The 16,568-nt window shown below is 48.2% G+C and carries 17 protein-coding genes; 9 read left to right on the top strand and 8 right to left on the bottom strand.

What is annotated here, in order from left to right:
- Window positions 1-43: 43 nt before the first annotated feature.
- The 3 genes from QUE62_RS07315 to QUE62_RS07325 are packed head-to-tail and all read right to left on the bottom strand — an operon-like array spanning window position 44 to window position 2,614.
- Complete coding sequence (locus QUE62_RS07315) at window positions 44-1,198, bottom strand: branched-chain amino acid ABC transporter substrate-binding protein (RefSeq protein ID WP_286261310.1); 1,155 nt, start codon at window positions 1,196-1,198, stop codon at window positions 44-46.
- Between the two features lie 33 nt (window positions 1,199-1,231).
- Window positions 1,232-2,191, bottom strand: a complete 960-nt coding sequence (gene ispH, locus QUE62_RS07320; RefSeq protein ID WP_286225150.1) for a 4-hydroxy-3-methylbut-2-enyl diphosphate reductase — start codon at window positions 2,189-2,191, stop codon at window positions 1,232-1,234.
- A 9-nt stretch (window positions 2,192-2,200) separates the two neighbouring features.
- On the bottom strand, window positions 2,201-2,614 hold the full coding sequence (locus tag QUE62_RS07325; RefSeq protein ID WP_353506763.1) for an FKBP-type peptidyl-prolyl cis-trans isomerase: 414 nt from the start codon (window positions 2,612-2,614) through the stop codon (window positions 2,201-2,203).
- On the opposite strand from QUE62_RS07325, the gene radC reads away from it, so the two are divergent.
- The 3 genes from radC (at window position 2,519) to rpmG (ending at window position 3,888) form a co-directional block, all read left to right on the top strand.
- Window positions 2,519-3,379 carry a RadC family protein gene (gene radC, locus QUE62_RS07330; RefSeq protein ID WP_353506764.1) on the top strand — a complete coding sequence of 287 codons (861 nt, stop codon included), beginning with the start codon at window positions 2,519-2,521 and terminating at the stop codon, window positions 3,377-3,379. The genes QUE62_RS07325 and radC overlap by 96 nt on opposite strands.
- Window positions 3,380-3,476: 97 nt before the next feature.
- On the top strand, window positions 3,477-3,710 hold the full coding sequence (gene rpmB, locus QUE62_RS07335) for a 50S ribosomal protein L28 (protein ID WP_108508948.1): 234 nt from the start codon (window positions 3,477-3,479) through the stop codon (window positions 3,708-3,710).
- A gap of 10 nt (window positions 3,711-3,720) precedes the next feature.
- The gene (gene rpmG / locus QUE62_RS07340; RefSeq protein WP_108508949.1) at window positions 3,721-3,888 is read left to right on the top strand and encodes a 50S ribosomal protein L33; all 168 of its coding nucleotides are present in this window, start codon (window positions 3,721-3,723) and stop codon (window positions 3,886-3,888) included.
- 50 nt (window positions 3,889-3,938) lie between these two features.
- Here rpmG and QUE62_RS07345 read toward each other — a convergent pair whose 3' ends face one another.
- The 3 genes from QUE62_RS07345 to purN are packed head-to-tail and all read right to left on the bottom strand — an operon-like array spanning window position 3,939 to window position 7,287.
- Complete coding sequence (locus tag QUE62_RS07345; RefSeq protein WP_286261311.1) at window positions 3,939-5,144, bottom strand: DesA family fatty acid desaturase; 1,206 nt, start codon at window positions 5,142-5,144, stop codon at window positions 3,939-3,941.
- Window positions 5,145-5,195: 51 nt separating this feature from the next.
- Window positions 5,196-6,641: an RsmB/NOP family class I SAM-dependent RNA methyltransferase gene (locus QUE62_RS07350; RefSeq protein WP_286261312.1), complete on the bottom strand. Its 1,446-nt coding sequence runs from the start codon at window positions 6,639-6,641 to the stop codon at window positions 5,196-5,198.
- Window positions 6,642-6,654: 13 nt separating this feature from the next.
- Window positions 6,655-7,287 carry a phosphoribosylglycinamide formyltransferase gene (purN, locus tag QUE62_RS07355; RefSeq protein ID WP_286261313.1) on the bottom strand — a complete coding sequence of 211 codons (633 nt, stop codon included), beginning with the start codon at window positions 7,285-7,287 and terminating at the stop codon, window positions 6,655-6,657.
- Window positions 7,288-7,326: 39 nt separating this feature from the next.
- On the opposite strand from purN, the gene QUE62_RS07360 reads away from it, so the two are divergent.
- Genes QUE62_RS07360 through dut form a run of 5 tightly spaced genes read left to right on the top strand, consistent with a single transcriptional unit; the run spans window position 7,327 to window position 13,333 of the window.
- Window positions 7,327-8,280, top strand: a complete 954-nt coding sequence (locus tag QUE62_RS07360; RefSeq protein WP_286261314.1) for a bifunctional riboflavin kinase/FAD synthetase — start codon at window positions 7,327-7,329, stop codon at window positions 8,278-8,280.
- The gene (gene ileS / locus QUE62_RS07365) at window positions 8,273-11,137 is read left to right on the top strand and encodes an isoleucine--tRNA ligase (protein WP_286261315.1); all 2,865 of its coding nucleotides are present in this window, start codon (window positions 8,273-8,275) and stop codon (window positions 11,135-11,137) included. The genes QUE62_RS07360 and ileS overlap by 8 nt, the downstream gene beginning before the upstream one ends.
- Window positions 11,138-11,139: 2 nt before the next feature.
- Window positions 11,140-11,637 (top strand): signal peptidase II, encoded by a 498-nt coding sequence (lspA, locus tag QUE62_RS07370; protein ID WP_286223424.1) that lies wholly within the window; start codon window positions 11,140-11,142, stop codon window positions 11,635-11,637.
- Window positions 11,638-11,662: 25 nt separating this feature from the next.
- Window positions 11,663-12,868, top strand: a complete 1,206-nt coding sequence (gene coaBC, locus QUE62_RS07375) for a bifunctional phosphopantothenoylcysteine decarboxylase/phosphopantothenate--cysteine ligase CoaBC (protein WP_286261316.1) — start codon at window positions 11,663-11,665, stop codon at window positions 12,866-12,868.
- 15 nt (window positions 12,869-12,883) lie between these two features.
- Window positions 12,884-13,333, top strand: a complete 450-nt coding sequence (gene dut, locus QUE62_RS07380; protein ID WP_286225157.1) for a dUTP diphosphatase — start codon at window positions 12,884-12,886, stop codon at window positions 13,331-13,333.
- A 20-nt stretch (window positions 13,334-13,353) separates the two neighbouring features.
- Here dut and clpA read toward each other — a convergent pair whose 3' ends face one another.
- Together clpA and clpS are read right to left on the bottom strand one after the other, a co-directional pair.
- On the bottom strand, window positions 13,354-15,663 hold the full coding sequence (clpA, locus tag QUE62_RS07385; RefSeq protein WP_286261317.1) for an ATP-dependent Clp protease ATP-binding subunit ClpA: 2,310 nt from the start codon (window positions 15,661-15,663) through the stop codon (window positions 13,354-13,356).
- Window positions 15,660-16,007 (bottom strand): ATP-dependent Clp protease adapter ClpS, encoded by a 348-nt coding sequence (gene clpS, locus QUE62_RS07390; RefSeq protein ID WP_458574823.1) that lies wholly within the window; start codon window positions 16,005-16,007, stop codon window positions 15,660-15,662. The genes clpA and clpS overlap by 4 nt, the downstream gene beginning before the upstream one ends.
- A 307-nt stretch (window positions 16,008-16,314) precedes the next feature.
- On the opposite strand from clpS, the gene QUE62_RS07395 reads away from it, so the two are divergent.
- Window positions 16,315-16,518 (top strand): cold-shock protein, encoded by a 204-nt coding sequence (locus QUE62_RS07395; protein ID WP_108508961.1) that lies wholly within the window; start codon window positions 16,315-16,317, stop codon window positions 16,516-16,518.
- Window positions 16,519-16,568: the final 50 nt, after the last annotated feature.

Below are 16,568 nucleotides of genomic sequence, written 5' to 3' on the forward strand. Positions count from 1 at the left end.
ATCAGTCTATAAAAAATAAGCACCGCGCTGGGTGCTTATCAAATTACTGCATCTTAATAATTTCGAGGACTGACTTCTTCTTATCCTTGTAATCGTATAAGGTGATCACGCTTTCCTTGAGATCACCCTGATTATTAAATGCAATATTGCCAATCAAACCCTTCATCTGTGTTTGAGGCATCGCGGCTAAGATCTTGGCTGGCTCAACTGAGTTAGCACGCTTCATCGCATCGACAATCACATAAACCGCATCATAGGAAAATGGTGCATAGATATCGACATCAATATTGAAGCGCTCTTTATATTTTTTCTGGAACTCGGGCCCTGCTTCCATTTTTGAGAGGGTCATCGCAGCTTCTGAACAAACCACATTATTGATTGCATCGCCAGCTAACTCAGCCAATTTATCAGTACAAATTCCATCGCCGCCCACGATCTTCGCTTTGATTCCCAATTCCTTGGCTTGCTTGGCTAAAGGGCCGCCCGTGGCATCCATTCCGCCATACATGATGACATCGGGCTTACCCCCCTTCACCTTGGTGAGAATGGCCTTAAAGTCAGTTGCCTTGTCATTGGTTGCCTCACGTGGCAATACCTTGATACCAGCAGCTTTCACTGTTTTCTCAAACTCATCTGCGAGACCCTTGCCATATTGGGTCGAGTCATCAATGATTGCCACCACTTTTGCTTTTAAATTCTTGGCCACATAATCAGCTAGAGCTGGGCCCTGTTGTGCATCGGTCGCCACTAAACGATAGGCGGTTTTAAAGCCCTGCTTGGTGTATTCAGGGTTGGTTGCCGATGGAGAAATTTGAGTGATACCAGCATCATGGTAAATCTTCGAAGCTGGGATCGTAGTCCCCGAATTTAAGTGTCCTACGACTGCGACGACTTTTGCATCAACTAATTTTTGAGCAACCTGGGTGGCTGTTTTAGGGTCTGCTGCATCATCTTCTGGCACTAACTTCAGCACCACCTTCTTACCATTGATCATCAGTCCAGCTTTATTGAGCTCCTCAACTGCCAGAACAGCACCGTTTTCATTTTGCTTACCCATATGAGCAATCGATCCAGTCAGTGGAGCCACATGACCGATCTTCACCTCACCATCATTTGCCTTACCGCCGCAGGCAACTAACAAGCCCACCGTCGTAAGCGAAAGCACGCTATATGAAAACACCTTTTGATATGGTTTCATGAGCAAATCCTCCAAGTTAAACAGTCATCAGAATTAAACGGGATGCGTCAGATTTTTTGGTAAGGAGAAAGTGACATCCTCCACAACCCCATCTAAAGATCGAATTTGACGTGGGCCAAACTCTTGAATCCGAGCCACGATTGCTTGCGCAAGACTCTCTGGCGCTGATGCGCCTGCGGTTAAACCAACTCGCTTCTTGCCCTCAAACCATTCGGGGCGAAGTTGATCGGGAGCATCGACCATGTAGGCCGGTACGCCTAATTTTTCAGCTAATTCGCGCAGACGATTAGAGTTCGAGCTCGCCTGACTTCCCACGACAATCACCAATTGAACTTGGGGCGCCATAAATTTCACTGCATCTTGTCGATTTTGAGTGGCGTAACAAATGTCCTGCTTCTTCGGTTGAATAATTTTAGGGAATTTTTTGGTGAGCGCATTCACAATTTCTTTGGTCTCATCAACCGATAGGGTCGTTTGGGTTACAAATGCCAAACGCTCGTCAGCTGAAAAATTGAGTTTCTCCACATCCTCCAAATTCTCAATCAGGAAGATGCCACTCTCGACCTGCCCCATGGTTCCCTCAACCTCTGGGTGGCCAGCATGACCGATCATGAATACCGTAAACCCATCTTTGCACAACTTCACCACTTCAACGTGCACTTTGGTAACCAAAGGGCAGGTTGCGTCATAGACTTGCAAGCCGCGCTCGGCGGCGTCTTGGCGAACCTGCTGAGAAACCCCATGAGCACTGTAGATCACAATCGCTCCACGTGGAATTTCATCAATCTCGTCCACAAAAATCGCACCTTTCGCGCGCAACTCATCAACCACGTATTTGTTGTGCACGATTTCATGACGCACATAAATCGGTGCGCCAAAGCGACTAAGCGCCTCATTCACGATATTGATCGCTCGATCGACGCCCGCACAAAACCCCCTGGGCTGCGCCAAGAGTATTTCATCACTTTCAGACGGTAATGGATTGCTTTGCATGGATCTTGATTACAAAATGGCAATAATTTCTGCTTCAAAACTTAACTGCTTACCTGCTAAGGGATGGTTGAAATCAAACCATGCACCCTCTTCATTAATGGATTGCAATACGCCTGCATATTGTGCACCGCTAGGCGCATTAAATTCAATCATATCGCCCGGGGCAAATTCCGGAACTTCATCGGTATTGGCTAACAATACATCCATACCCACCCACTGGATGAGCTCTGGCTTGTGCTCCCCAAACGCGTCCTGTGGGCTTAGAACAGCTGAGCGCTTTTCACCCACTTTTGCTCCCAACAAAACCTTTTCAAAACAGGGGGCGAATTGACCCGTACCCAATTGCATCGTCGCCGGCCGATCGTCGAAGGTGTTGATGTAATCCTCCCCGCCAGGGAGGGTCAATCGATAGTTGATGGTCAAGAAAGAATCGGGGGAAACGGTAGGCTCACTCATGCTGCCATTGTAGCCAGAGAGACACAGAATCACCCAATCTCGCAATGGCCAAAAGCACAACAGCCCCGTGAGAAATTAATCCGCCAAGGCGCCGCCTCCCTATCCGATGCTGAGCTCTTAGCCATTTTTCTGCGTTCTGGGGTTAAAGGTAAAAGCGCTGTTTCTTTAGCCCAGGATCTGCTCAGTCAATTTGGAGGGATGCAAGGCCTCGTGAATGCGCCTGTCTCTGATATTTACCGCTGCCATGGAATAGGGCCTTCAAAATGGGCTCAAATCAAAGCTGCCTATGAGCTGGTGAAACGCTGTCTTCATGAAAGCCTCTCTCAGCAAGCAATATTCTCATCCTCAACCCAAGTCAGGGAGTTTTTGCAAACCAAAATTGCCAGGCTGGAGCACGAGGTATTTCTTTGCCTGTACTTAGATAACAGTAATCGTTTGATAGAGTGCCAAGAGCTATTTCGGGGATCGATTGATCAAACGGCCATTTACCCCCGAGAAATCATTAAAGAATGCCTCAATCGCAATGCCAGCGCCTTGGTGATTGCCCACAACCACCCGGGGGGCAACCCACTTCCCAGCCCCAATGATGAGGCCATTACCCATGAACTGAGGCAAGCACTCCACTGGGTCAATATTGCACTCCTCGACCATTGCATCGTGGCAAAGCACGGTTTTTTCTCATTTTCGGATGCGGGCCTTATAGAAAAGCCCCTAAATGAGAGTGTTTACTAACTTATTAGCGTGTTGCATTTGGAATATTGACGAAACCCTAGCGTCAAATAGCAGATGCCTGCTACAATCGATGTTTTTCGTACTGAAGGAGTGTGTCATGGCAAAAGTTTGCCAAGTCACTGGGAAAAAGCCGATGGTCGGCAATAATGTTTCCCATGCAAATAACAAAACAAAGCGTCGCTTTTTGCCTAATTTGCAAAATCGTCGTTTCTGGGTTGAGTCTGAAAATCGCTGGGTTAGCCTTCGCTTAACCAATGCTGGACTTCGTTTAATCGACAAGAATGGTATTGATTCTGTTTTGGCAGATCTTCGTGCCCGTGGTCAAGTTTAAGGATTGAGTCATGGCTAAAGGCGCACGCGAGAAAATCAAGTTAGAGTCGACCGCAGGTACTGGTCACTTTTACACTACCACCAAAAACAAACGCACCAAACCCGAGAAAATGGAGATCATGAAATTTGATCCAAAAGCTCGCAAGCACGTTGCTTATAAAGAAACCAAGATTAAGTAATTTGTCTTAACGTCAAAACTAAAAACCCGTTCATATGAACGGGTTTTTTATTAGGCTGGATTAGAGTAGCGCCGCAAGCGAAGCGAAAACTCCTTAAGGGAGTGTGGCCCAGCCTCTTCGGCTCGATTGCACCATGAACGCAGCTGTCCCAGTAATTGCTCACGAGTAGCATTGGAGCGACCCCAAATTGCATGCAACTCACGACGCATCTCAATCATCTTGCGTAACTGAGAATTCGTTTTCATGAGCTCCTCAAGCTTTTCTTTCTCAAGGGCAGTCAATTTAGCTTCATCCTTATAAAGCCAATCACGTGCATCCTTCAGGTGCGATGCAAATTCTTGCATGTGCTGGAATTCATTTGCGATGCAGCGCTTTAGGGTTTTGCTATAACGTGCCATGATCTCGTAGCGATTGGCAATAATCGCTTCTAGAGTTTGATCGTCGGCGGGACGAACTTCTGCGAGAACGGGCTTAGGCGGGACTTTCTTGACCTTTGCCAAACCGAGTGAGCGCAAAGCGCAAATGTAAACCCAGCCAATATCAAACTCATACCATTTGTTTGATAACTTGGCGCTCGTTGCATAGGTATGGTGATTGTTATGAAGCTCTTCTCCACCAATCAAAATGCCCCACGGCACAATATTGGTTGATGCATCTTCACAGTCGTAGTTCCGATATCCCCAATAGTGGCCGATTCCATTAATGACGCCTGCAGCGGTAATCGGAATCCATAGCATTTGCACAGCCCAAACGGTTGCGCCAATCGCACCAAATAAAAATAGGTCGATGATGAGCATGAGACCAACGCCTTGCCATGTAAAGCGCGAATAGAGATTGTGCTCAATCCAGTCATCGGGAGTACCGTGACCAAATTTTTCCAGTGTCTCTTTCTTTGCAGCTTCTACCTTGTAGAGTTCTGCACCGCGCAAAAGAACTGTGTCGATTCCTAAAACTTGCGGACTATGTGGATCTTCAACGGACTCGCATTTCGCATGATGTTTACGATGAACCGAGGCCCACTCCTTAGTTACCATTCCAGTAGTGAGCCATAACCAAAACCGGAAGAAATGAGAGGGAATAGCGTGAAGGTCGAGTGCTCGATGCGCCTGACAACGATGTAAAAAAATCGTAACACTAGCAATCGTAATGTGGGTCATGACCAGGGTAAAGATCACGATCTGCCACCAAGCCCAGTCCAAGTAACCGTGGGCCAACCACTGAATTAATTCATCATGCAAACTAGAAATGGCGCTCATCTCCAAACAAATCTCCCTCATTAACTGCGATCATGCTCTTAACCCCTTATTTTAAGGCTTTCGCTGCATAATTGCCCCAAAAAATCCATCGGTTCCGTGCTGTGAGGGTAAAAGTTGCCACCAAGGCTTGTCCTTACTGGTGCCAATCGGAATTCCATCATGTAAAAAATGGTGTCCTAGGGTCTCCTTGGCGGATAAAAGCTCAAAATCGGGGTGTTTTTCTAGGAAAAGGTTTACAAGCTCTTGATTTTCTTGATCTAAAAGGCTACAGGTGGCGTAAACCAGACGACCCCCTGGTTTTAGCAAACGAGCTGCCGACTCCAAAATGGCTAGTTGCGTGGGGGCCAATTTAGCGATCTCAGCTGGTGTCTGGCGCCACTTCAGGTCGGGATTGCGTCGCAAAGTCCCCAAGCCGCTGCAGGGGGCATCCACTAAGACTCGGTCAATTTTTCCTGCAAGACGCTTGATTCTAGGGTCTCTCTCACTATCAATCCACATAGGATGCACATTGGATAGGCCACTACGAGCTAGACGTGGTTTTAAGTTGGCTAAGCGTCGCTCAGAGGTATCAAATGCATATAGGCGGCCGGTATTACGCATCATTGCACCCAAGGCCAAAGTCTTGCCGCCGGCTCCAGCACAAAAATCAACCACCATTTCTCCACGCTTGGGATCGAGCAAGTGACATAGGATTTGACTACCCTCATCCTGAACCTCAAACAAGCCATCCTTCATCCAGGTCGAGCTTTGTAGGGCGGGTTTTCCAAAAATACGGATTCCATCCTGGGAATAGGGCGTTGGGTGCGCCTCAAATCGATTCGCACTTTGATTCATTTGCATCAGTAATTGATCGCGCGAGGTCTTTAAAGTGTTCACACGCAAATCCAGTGGTGCCGGCTTCATGAGAGACTCAGCCAAACGACCGCCCTCTTCCTCACCAAAAGACTGAACAATCGCGTTCCAAAGCCATTCCGGCAAATTATGTTTTACCAATCGCCCCAGCGCATCACGATCAACTTGGCCAAAACGACTTAGCCACTCGTACTCCTCCTTTTGTATAACAAAAGCCAAATCAGCGAGTGCGCTCTCTAGTCGATTTGCGGTCCCAAGCCCCCCTTCAGATAAGGCTGAAACCAAGCCCAGCAAGGCCAAACGGCGGGCTAGGGAGCCAGAGCCACTGGCTGCAAATTGAGAAAACTCCTGCTTGCGACGCAATACAGAAAACGCAGCCTCAGCAATTAGGGCGCGATCTCGATTGCCCAATTTGGGATGCGCACGAAAGTAACGACTAACAACCCGATCGGCTGGTTGGTCAAATTGCAATAACTCAGGAAGCAACTGCTCAAGATGCAAAACGTGCTGCGGCAACGCCTTCGCATGCGAATAATTTTTTTGCCCTTGGGGATTAATCAGTACAGGCGCTTTGGCATCCTTACTCTTCGCATACTTCTTTTCTTTGGAAATCCGCTTTGAAGCGGTAGAGGAGGATCGCGTCATGAACTCGCCGTTCTTATGGGAAAGGAATGTACTGTAACTCAGGTGGGTCAACACTCACTCGATTACCTGCAAGATGTAAACGCCCATTAATAAACCACTCAACGGCTAGTGGATAGATTTGATGCTCCGTCTTTAAAACCCGAGCAGCTAACTCACTTGGGGTATCGGTGGGTAGGACAGGGACCTCACTTTGACAAATAATCGGGCCCTCATCTACGCCAGCGCTGACAAAATGCACTGTGGCGCCATGCACCCGATCTCCCGCCCCCAAGGCCCGTTCATGGGTATGCAAACCAGGAAAACGTGGCAATAAGGAAGGGTGAATATTCATCATGCGCCCCTCATAGTGCTCAATGAGCCCTGGGGTTAGGATTCTCATAAAGCCAGCCAAAACCACAAGATCTGCGCCAAAGGCATCAATTTGCTGCATCAATGCCTCGTCAAAGGCTTCCCGGCTTGGATAGTCCCGGTGATCAATCACCGCGATAGGAATGCCAACTGACTTCGCAAACTCGAGCCCCTTGGCCTCGGGCTGATTTGCAATTAAGCCCGTAAATCGTACATCCCATGATTTTGCTTTTGCGGCCTTGTAAATTGCCTCGAAATTAGAGCCGCGCCCTGAAATTAAAGAAACGATTGAATGCATGACCAACAATATAATTCAAGGCTAGCCTGAAAGCGAATTGTGAAGGTATTTCGAAGACTTAAGCCCGCCCCGACCCAAGCGCCATGCGCCCTAACCATTGGTAACTTTGATGGTGTGCATCGCGGTCATCAAGCATTACTTCAGCAGTTAGTGGAGGGTGCGCGCGCGCGTCATCTAAGCCCTTGTGTACTCACCTTTGAGCCCCACCCTCGAGAATTTTTTTCGCCGCACGATGCGGCACCCCGGATTCAAAATCTACGCGATAAGTTAATGGCCTTAAAGCAATGTGCTGTCGATACGATTGCAATTGAAGAATTTAATCAAGCCTTCTCCCAACTCAGTCCCTCTGAGTTTGTACAAAACATCTTGATTGATAAGCTCAATACCAAATGGATACTCATTGGTGATGACTTTTGCTATGGCGCCAAACGCGCAGGGAATTTTGACAGTTTGGTGGCCGCCGGTAAGCAGTATGGTTTTGAAGTTAGTCGCATCCCAAGCATTCTCGAGAGCGAAGAGCGAATCTCGTCTTCACTACTAAGACAAGCTCTTGATCAGGGTGATATGCAGCGTGCCACACAACTACTAGGACGCCCTTTTTCAATTTCGGGTCATGTGTTGTATGGAAAGCAACTGGGGCGCACTCTTGGATTCCCCACCATCAATTTAGCGGTTTGCGCACGTCATCCGCATGCCAAACCGGTGACGAGTGGTATTTTTGTGAGTCAAGTGCATGGCTTGGGCGAGAGACCTTTGCCTGCGGTCTCAAGCATAGGAGTGCGACCTTCCGTCGAGAGCACCGGCCAGGTCCTTTTAGAAACCCACATCTTTGATTTTGACCAATCCATCTATGGAGAAGTGGTTTGCGTAGAATTACTAGCTCGATTGCATGAAGAACGAAAATACCCTGACCTAACCACCCTACAAGCTGCTATTCAAGACGATGCCCAAAAGGCTCGTCAATACTTTCTAAAGAAAAATTTGTATGTCTGATAAATCCCCAAACTACCCGGTCAATTTGCTTGAGACCAGCTTTCCCATGCGCGGTGATTTACCCAAGCGTGAACCCAAATGGGTGGAAGAGTGGCAACGCAATAAGGTCTATGAGGCGATTCGCAAGGCTCATGCTGGGCAGCCCAGTTTTATTTTGCACGATGGTCCCCCCTATGCCAACGGTGATATTCATATTGGTCATGCGGTCAACAAGATTCTGAAAGATATGATCGTCAAGTCCCGCTGGTTAATGGGCTTTGACGCTATTTATGTGCCAGGCTGGGATTGCCATGGTATGCCCATTGAGATTCAAATTGAAAAACAATTTGGCAAAAACCTACCTACTGCTGAGGTACAAGCCAAAGCTCGTGAATATGCGCAGGCTCAAGTTGCAAAGCAGAAAAAAGATTTTCAACGCTTAGGGGTTCTTGGTGAGTGGGATCAGCCCTACCTCACTATGGATTTTCAAAATGAGGCCGATGAAATTCGTGCGCTTGGCGAGATCTGGAAAAAGGGTTATGTCTTTCGCGGACTAAAACCGGTGAACTGGTGCTTTGATTGCGGTTCTGCCCTAGCGGAAGCGGAAGTGGAATATCAAGATAAAACGGATCCGGCGATTGATGTTGGTTTTGCCTTTGATACCAACCAGAATGCGCAACTTGCTAAAGCATTTGGCTTAAAAGAACTGCCCACTAAACCGGGTATGGCGGTGATTTGGACCACGACCCCATGGACCTTACCAGCGAATCAAGCCTTAAACGTTCACCCCGATCTTGAATATGCCCTAGTTGAAACCGATCAGCGCTTGCTATTGTTAGCCAAAGATCGCGTTAAGGACTGTTTAGAGCAATATGGTCTAGAGGGAATGATTTTGGCAAGTTGTAAAGGTAAAGCACTTGAGAATATTTCCTTTTGGCATCCGTTAGCGAATTTAGACTCCGGATACAAACGCCTAGCACCAATTTACTGCGCTGATTACGTCACACTCGATACCGGAACAGGCCTAGTGCATTGCGCCCCCGCCTATGGTGAGGATGACTTCAAGTCCTGCAAGACTCATGGCTTAGCTGATCACGACATTATCAATCCGGTCATGGGCGATGGTGTGTATGCCTCCTCCCTGCCGCTCTTTGCTGGTCAATATATTTGGAAAGCCAATCCAAACATTGTGAAAGCGCTTGATGAGGCTGGCAGCCTTTTAAAGAATAAATCCTATACGCACTCCTACATGCATTGCTGGCGACATAAGACTCCGATCGTCTACCGTGCGACCTCTCAATGGTTTGCCAGCATGGATAAAAAACCTGCTGATGAGAAGGCCTCATTACGAGAAACCGCTTTGGCAGGCGTGGAGAGTACTAATTTCTATCCAGCTTGGGGTAAGCAACGCTTACACAGCATGATCGCCAACCGTCCCGATTGGACACTTTCACGTCAACGGCAATGGGGCGTGCCTATGGCTTTCTTAATTCATAAAGAAACGGGTGAGCCCCACCCACGCACACCAGAACTGCTTGAGCAAGTCGCTCAGTTGGTTGAAAAAAATGGTATTGAGGCTTGGCAGAGTCTAACGGTTGAAAGTTTGATTGGCGATGAGGCAAGCGCCTACGAGAAAAATCGTGACACGCTGGATGTGTGGTTTGACTCGGGCACCACCCATTGGCATGTGATGCGTGGTTCACATCGTAATACTCTATATCGCCAGGAATCCGAGGGTGCAGAAGGTCGTTGGGCTGATCTTTATTTAGAGGGCTCCGATCAACATCGCGGTTGGTTTCATTCGTCACTCTTAACGGGTGCCATGCTCGATGGTAAACCCCCATATCGTGCCCTCTTAACCCATGGCTTTACGGTGGATGGTCAAGGTCGCAAAATGAGTAAGTCGGTGGGTAATGTAATTGCGCCTCAAGAAGTGGCTGACAAACTGGGTGCTGAAATTATTCGCTTGTGGGTTGCCTCGACCGACTACTCGGGAGAGATGTCAATCTCGGATGAGATTTTGAAGCGGGTCGTTGAAAGCTATCGACGCATTCGCAATACCCTACGCTTTCTCTTAGCGAATCTCGCAGATTTTGATCCACAAACAAATCATCTACCTACCTCCGATTGGCTAGAGATTGATCGCTATAGCGTTGCGCTGGCAGCTGACTTACAAAACACGATTGAGGCACACTATCGTGATTATGAATTTCATCCAGCGGTCTCAAAAATATTGGCATTTTGTTCTGAAGACTTAGGTGGCTTCTATTTAGATATTCTGAAAGATCGTCTCTACACTATGCCCGCAAATTCAGTGGGTCGACGCTCCGCTCAAAACGCCTTATTTCATATTAGCCAACACTTACTCAAATGGCTATCACCCTTTCTCAGCTTCACTGCTGAAGAGGCTTGGAAATGCTACCCACACTTTGCCAAGTCAGCCGACAGCGTATCGATCTTCACCGAAGAATTTGGATCCTTTCCTGAAATCAAGGACGCCCAATCCTTGCTTGCTAAATGGCAACGCATTCGTGAGATCCGCTCTGACATTACGAAAGCTATCGAGCTTGAACGTGAAGCCGGAAAGATTGGGTCTTCCTTGCAAGCTGAGTTGCTGATCCAAGTGGGTGCGACTGATTATGAGCTACTGCAATCGATTGCTCTGGATCTACGCTTTGTAACGATTACGTCTAAATCAGAAGTTGCGCTATCAGCCGATGGCAATACTCAGATCACAGTGAAGCCAAGCGCCTACCAAAAATGTGCGCGTTGCTGGCATCACACAGCCGATACTGGATCCCATCCAAACCATCCCGATCTCTGTGGGCGCTGCATTAGTAATCTTGATGGCGCTGGTGAATTTCGTCAGTTCGCATAAATATGGTCAAGGCATCTTACCAAGAGGGCTCAAGCAAATGGTATTTACTGCTAGCCCTTGGAGTATTGATTGCCGATCAAGTCACCAAGTGGTGGGCTCAAATGAGTCTGCCGATGGCTCAGGCGATTAAGGTTACTGATTTTCTGAATTGGTTCTTAATTTATAACCCAGGTGCCGCCTTCTCCTTTTTGTCTCAGGCAGGTGGTTGGCAACGCTGGTTTTTTACCGTAATTGGGATTGTTGCTGCCGTTGTGATTATTTGGCTCTTACAGAAAAATACCCAAGATCGTCCGTTTTGTCTTGCCCTTTCCTTAATCCTTGGTGGGGCCATCGGAAACGTCATCGATCGCTTGCTATATGGCGCTGTAGTTGACTTTATTGACGTGCACTATGACGGTTGGCACTGGCCAGCCTTCAATATTGCCGATAGCGCCATCTCAATTGGTGCTACATTAATTGTTATCAACGAAATACGACGGGCCATTAAAGACCGCCCCTAGAGTCAAATCGATTTGGAACCCGCGCATGACCTCGTTAGCAAACAAAAAAATTGTTTTAGGAATCTCCGGCGGAATTGCCGCCTATAAATCCGCTGAATTGGTCCGCGCCCTGATTCAAGAGGGGGCCGAGGTTCAAGTAGTGATGTCAGAGTCTGCCATGCAATTCATTACGCCGGTCACCATGCAAGCCCTCAGTGGCAAACCGGTCTTTAGTAGTCAATGGGATGTACGGATTAGCAATAATATGGCGCACATTGAGCTATCCCGTAACGCCGATGCGATTTTGATTGCCCCTGCTAGCGCCGATCTCATGGCAAAACTATCGCTTGGTTTGGCGGATGATTTACTAACGACGATGTGCTTAGCACGCGATTGCCCCCTATTAATTGCGCCCGCCATGAATCTGCAAATGTGGGCTCACCCTGCTACCCAACGAAGCCTCCAGCGACTTCAAGACGATGGCGTCGCGATCCTTGGCCCTGCTAGTGGTGACCAGGCCTGCGGTGAAGTTGGCATGGGTCGGATGCTGGAGCCCTCTGAGCTATGTGAGCAACTAGTTGCATTTTTTCAGCCGCAGGTTTTAAGTGGGAAACGGGTACTCATTACAGCCGGTCCAACATTTGAGGCTATCGACCCAGTCCGTGGCATTACCAATCTGAGTTCGGGGAAAATGGGATTTGCGATTGCCCAAGCGGCTGTTGAAGCGGGTGCAGAAGTTCACCTCATCGCTGGCCCTTGTGATTTACCCACTCCTTTGCAAAGCACCGGTCGGATTAAGCGGACAAATGTGATCACCGGTGAAGAGATGCATCGTGCCACGCTCGCCTCTGCCGATTGCGATGTATTTTTCGCAGTCGCTGCTGTTGCTGACTGGACGATTGCCAATCGCGCCCCACAAAAGATTAAGCGTCAAGAGCAGTCTGGACTTCATTTAGAGTTTCGTTCGAACCCCGATATCTTGCTCGATATGGCTAAGTTGGCTAAGCGCAAATCAAAACCATACTGCGTTGGCTTTGCTGCTGAAACCGATCGTTTGGGTAAACACTCTAAAGAGAAACGGATTCGCAAGGGTATCCCAATGATTGTAGGAAATATCGGTCCCACCACCTTTGGTCTTGATACTAATGAAATTCTCGTGGTGGACGACAAAGGCAGTAAAAACCTAGGGCACGCCAGCAAGCTAGAGCTCGCCAGAAAACTCATTGCAATCGTTGGCACCCGTTTACCTTAAAGAGGACTATCAATCGTGCAAGTTCTTCAAGTCAAAATCCTCGATGAGCGGATGCGCTCGCAAATGCCTAGCTATGGTACCCCAGGAAGCGCTGGATTAGATTTACGTGCCTGCATTGACAACGCAATTGAGCTTGCCCCTGGTCAAACAGAGCTCATTCCAACAGGTCTGGCAATTTATATTGAAGATCCTCGTTACGCCGCGATGATTCTGCCGCGCTCAGGACTCGGTCATAAACACGGAATTGTGTTGGGTAATCTCGTTGGATTAATTGATTCGGATTACCAAGGTCAATTGATGGTGAGTGCTTGGAACCGAGGCTCAACTGCATTTCGGTTGGAGCCGATGGAGCGATTAGCGCAACTTGTGATTGTTCCAGTACAGCAAGTGGAGCTGAAAGTAGTGACTGAATTTGAGAGTAGCACCCGGGGTACGGGTGGCTTCGGTAGCACTGGGCGCGGATAGCTCCGCGCCCAGAGACTTCTTTAGATTTCTTCGACTGGCTCGATGCTTGCCTTACTTGGTTTGCTCGGCGGCTGATTCGAGGATTGAATCTCAAGCTGCACCTTGCCATCCTGATCAATATCCACCACCACTGAACCACCATGGGCTAAGCGCCCAAAGAGTAATTCGTCGGCCAAGGCTTTACGCACTGTATCCTGAATAATTCGCTGCATGGGTCGCGCACCCATAAGCGGATCAAAGCCATGCTTGGCCAAATAGGAACGTAAGGCGGGGCTAAAGACCGCATCGACTTTTTTCTCATGCAATTGTTCTTCAAGCTGCATGAGGAACTTATCCACCACACGCATAATGATGGACTCATCCAAAGCCTTAAAGGACACGATCGCATCTAAGCGGTTTCTAAACTCCGGGGTGAAGAACTTCTTGATGTCTGCCATTTCATCACCCTGCTCACGCGCATTGGTAAAGCCCATGGTCGACTTTTGCATCGCTTCTGCACCCGCATTGGTGGTCATAATGATGATGACATTACGAAAATCTGTCTTCCGTCCGTTGTTATCGGTTAAGGTGCCGTGATCCATCACTTGTAAGAGGATATTGAAAATGTCTGGATGCGCCTTCTCAATTTCATCGAGCAACAAAACGCAATGCGGTTTCTTTGAGACGGCTTCGGTTAATAATCCACCTTGATCAAAACCAACATAGCCAGGAGGCGCTCCAATCAAACGGCTTACCGCATGGCGCTCCATGTATTCCGACATATCAAAACGGAGCAGCTCAATACCCATGATGAAGGCCAACTGCTTCGCAACCTCGGTCTTACCGACTCCGGTGGGACCTGAAAATAGGAAGGAGCCGATTGGCCGATCAACCTTACCCAAGCCAGCACGAGTCATCTTAATGGCACTAGCAAGCGCCTCAATTGCCGGGTCTTGACCGAAGACGACGCTCTTAATATCGCGATCCAAGGTCTGTAGCTTGCTGCGATCATCCACCGATACCGATTGCGGTGGGATGCGTGCAATCTTCGCCACAATTTCTTCAATCTCTTGGCGGTTAATGGTTTTCTTCTGCTTTGATTTGGGGAGGATGCGCTGAGCAGCGCCTGCCTCATCAATCACATCAATCGCCTTATCGGGCAAATGGCGATCATTAATGTATCGCGATGACAATTCAGCAGCGGCTACAAGTGCAGCAGCTGCATACTTGACACCATGGTGCTCCTCAAAGCGTGACTTCAAGCCACGCAGAATTTGCACGGTTTGATCCACGGTCGGCTCTACCACGTCGACTTTTTGGAAGCGCCGCGATAGGGCTGCATCCTTTTCGAAGATGCCACGGTACTCAGTAAAGGTGGTTGCACCAATGCATTTGAGCGTACCACTCGACAGTGCTGGCTTTAACAGATTGCTCGCATCCAAGGTTCCGCCAGAGGCAGCACCGGCACCAATCAAGGTATGAATCTCATCGATAAAGAGGATGCCATGGGGATTATCTTTTAAGGACTTCAGGACACTTTTGAGTCGCTGCTCAAAATCACCGCGGTATTTTGTCCCCGCCAGTAATGCGCCCATATCCAAGGAGTAAACCGTCGCATTTGCCAAAATCTCTGGAACCTCACCCTTTGTGATTCTCCAGGCCAGGCCCTCCGCAATCGCGGTCTTACCAACACCAGCCTCACCCACCAAAAGAGGATTGTTTTTACGTCGCCGACATAAAACCTGAATGACTCGCTCGACCTCGCCCTCACGACCAATTAATGGATCGATCTTGCCCTGACGCGCCATCGCGTTCAGGTTTTGGGTAAATTGATCAAGCGGACTTTCTTTGCCGCTGCTTGCAGCCTCATCAGTATCAGGGCTCGCCTCAGCTGCTTTTGCGGGTTCCGTGTTGTCTTTACGAACACCGTGACTGATAAAGTTCACCACGTCCAAGCGGGTTACCCCTTGCTGTTGCAAGAAATACACTGCATGCGAATCCTTCTCACCAAAGATAGCCACTAATACATTAGCACCAGTCACCTCTTTTTTGCCATTTGAGGTCGACTGTACATGCATGATGGCACGCTGAATCACCCTCTGGAATCCAAGCGTTGGCTGAGTATCGACCTCTTCCGTTCCAGGAACCACCGGGGTGTTGTCATTAATAAAATTTTTCAGCTGGGAACGCAACTCTGCAATATTGACCGCACAGGCCTTCAGAACCTCGACCGAGGTGGCGTTATCCAATAACGCGGACAGCAAGTGCTCAACCGTAATGAACTCGTGGCGCGCTGCGCGAGCGTCCACAAAAGCCATATGCAAACTTACTTCCAGTTCTTGAGCAATCATGCTTCCTCCATAGTGCACTGCAATGGGTGACCCGCTTCACGGGAACGTTCTATGACTTGATGGACCTTGGTCGAGGCCACATCGCGGGTATAGATACCGCAGACGCCTTTTCCTGCCAGATGCACTTGCAACATGATGCGAGTTGCTGTCTCTTGATCTTTATTAAAGTATTCCTGAATCACCATCACCACAAATTCCATCGGTGTGTAGTCGTCGTTTAACAACATCACTTTGTACATGGCCGGCACCTTGACCTTTTCGGCCTGCCGTTCCAACAAAACCGTGTCTTCCTTAAATGGGGTGACTGGGCTTCCTCCGGGGGATGTTTTGGAATTACGACTCATGAGAAACATTCTAACCACACCACAAAACTCTGCAATAAATCCACGCAAATCAAGTTTTCATCTGACGAAAACCATTCAAAATCAAGGCATATTTGTCATATTGGGTCGTTTTTATGAAAAAAAAGGGTTTTTCCTAGTGATATTGAGTCATATTTCCTTGACACCCCCTCAAAAAGGGCAAACAATCAATCCTGTGGTGTTTTTCTCGTTTGAGATTTACCTGCATTAGGCGTGTTGCGGAGTAAGACTGATCAAAAGGTATTTCCCCTCTTCACGGTTGTCTTTAGATTTTTGTAATGGAGTTCGCATGGCGACCGGAGTTGTTAAGTGGTTTAATGATGCAAAAGGTTTCGGTTTTATCAAACCGGATGACGGAGAAGAAGAGTTGTTTGCACACTTTAGTGCAATCACGATGAGCGGCTTTAAAACCCTCAAAGAAGGTCAAAAAGTAACGTTTGACATTACTCAAGGCCCAAAAGGTAAACAGGCAACCAATATTCAAGCTGCCTGATCACTAGCTGATCCCAAGTAAAAACCCCAGGCTTCAACCTGGGGTTTTTC

Source organism: Polynucleobacter sp. HIN9, assembly GCF_030297635.1.
GTDB lineage: Bacteria > Pseudomonadota > Gammaproteobacteria > Burkholderiales > Burkholderiaceae > Polynucleobacter.

What these genes read in the sequence shown, in the direction of transcription:
- clpA (WP_286261317.1), bottom strand. Translation starts at nt 15,663, where the DNA reads ATGATTGCTCAAGAACTGGAAGTAAGTTTGCATATGGCTTTTGTGGAC.
- clpS (WP_458574823.1), bottom strand. Translation starts at nt 16,007, where the DNA reads ATGAGTCGTAATTCCAAAACATCCCCCGGAGGAAGCCCAGTCACCCCA.
- ispH (WP_286225150.1), bottom strand. Translation starts at nt 2,191, where the DNA reads ATGCAAAGCAATCCATTACCGTCTGAAAGTGATGAAATACTCTTGGCG.
- QUE62_RS07350 (WP_286261312.1), bottom strand. Translation starts at nt 6,641, where the DNA reads ATGACGCGATCCTCCTCTACCGCTTCAAAGCGGATTTCCAAAGAAAAG.
- purN (WP_286261313.1), bottom strand. Translation starts at nt 7,287, where the DNA reads ATGCATTCAATCGTTTCTTTAATTTCAGGGCGCGGCTCTAATTTCGAG.
- QUE62_RS07345 (WP_286261311.1), bottom strand. Translation starts at nt 5,144, where the DNA reads ATGAGCGCCATTTCTAGTTTGCATGATGAATTAATTCAGTGGTTGGCC.
- lspA (WP_286223424.1), top strand. Translation starts at nt 11,140, where the DNA reads ATGGTCAAGGCATCTTACCAAGAGGGCTCAAGCAAATGGTATTTACTG.
- QUE62_RS07315 (WP_286261310.1), bottom strand. Translation starts at nt 1,198, where the DNA reads ATGAAACCATATCAAAAGGTGTTTTCATATAGCGTGCTTTCGCTTACG.
- coaBC (WP_286261316.1), top strand. Translation starts at nt 11,663, where the DNA reads ATGACCTCGTTAGCAAACAAAAAAATTGTTTTAGGAATCTCCGGCGGA.
- ileS (WP_286261315.1), top strand. Translation starts at nt 8,273, where the DNA reads ATGTCTGATAAATCCCCAAACTACCCGGTCAATTTGCTTGAGACCAGC.
- QUE62_RS07395 (WP_108508961.1), top strand. Translation starts at nt 16,315, where the DNA reads ATGGCGACCGGAGTTGTTAAGTGGTTTAATGATGCAAAAGGTTTCGGT.
- rpmB (WP_108508948.1), top strand. Translation starts at nt 3,477, where the DNA reads ATGGCAAAAGTTTGCCAAGTCACTGGGAAAAAGCCGATGGTCGGCAAT.
- rpmG (WP_108508949.1), top strand. Translation starts at nt 3,721, where the DNA reads ATGGCTAAAGGCGCACGCGAGAAAATCAAGTTAGAGTCGACCGCAGGT.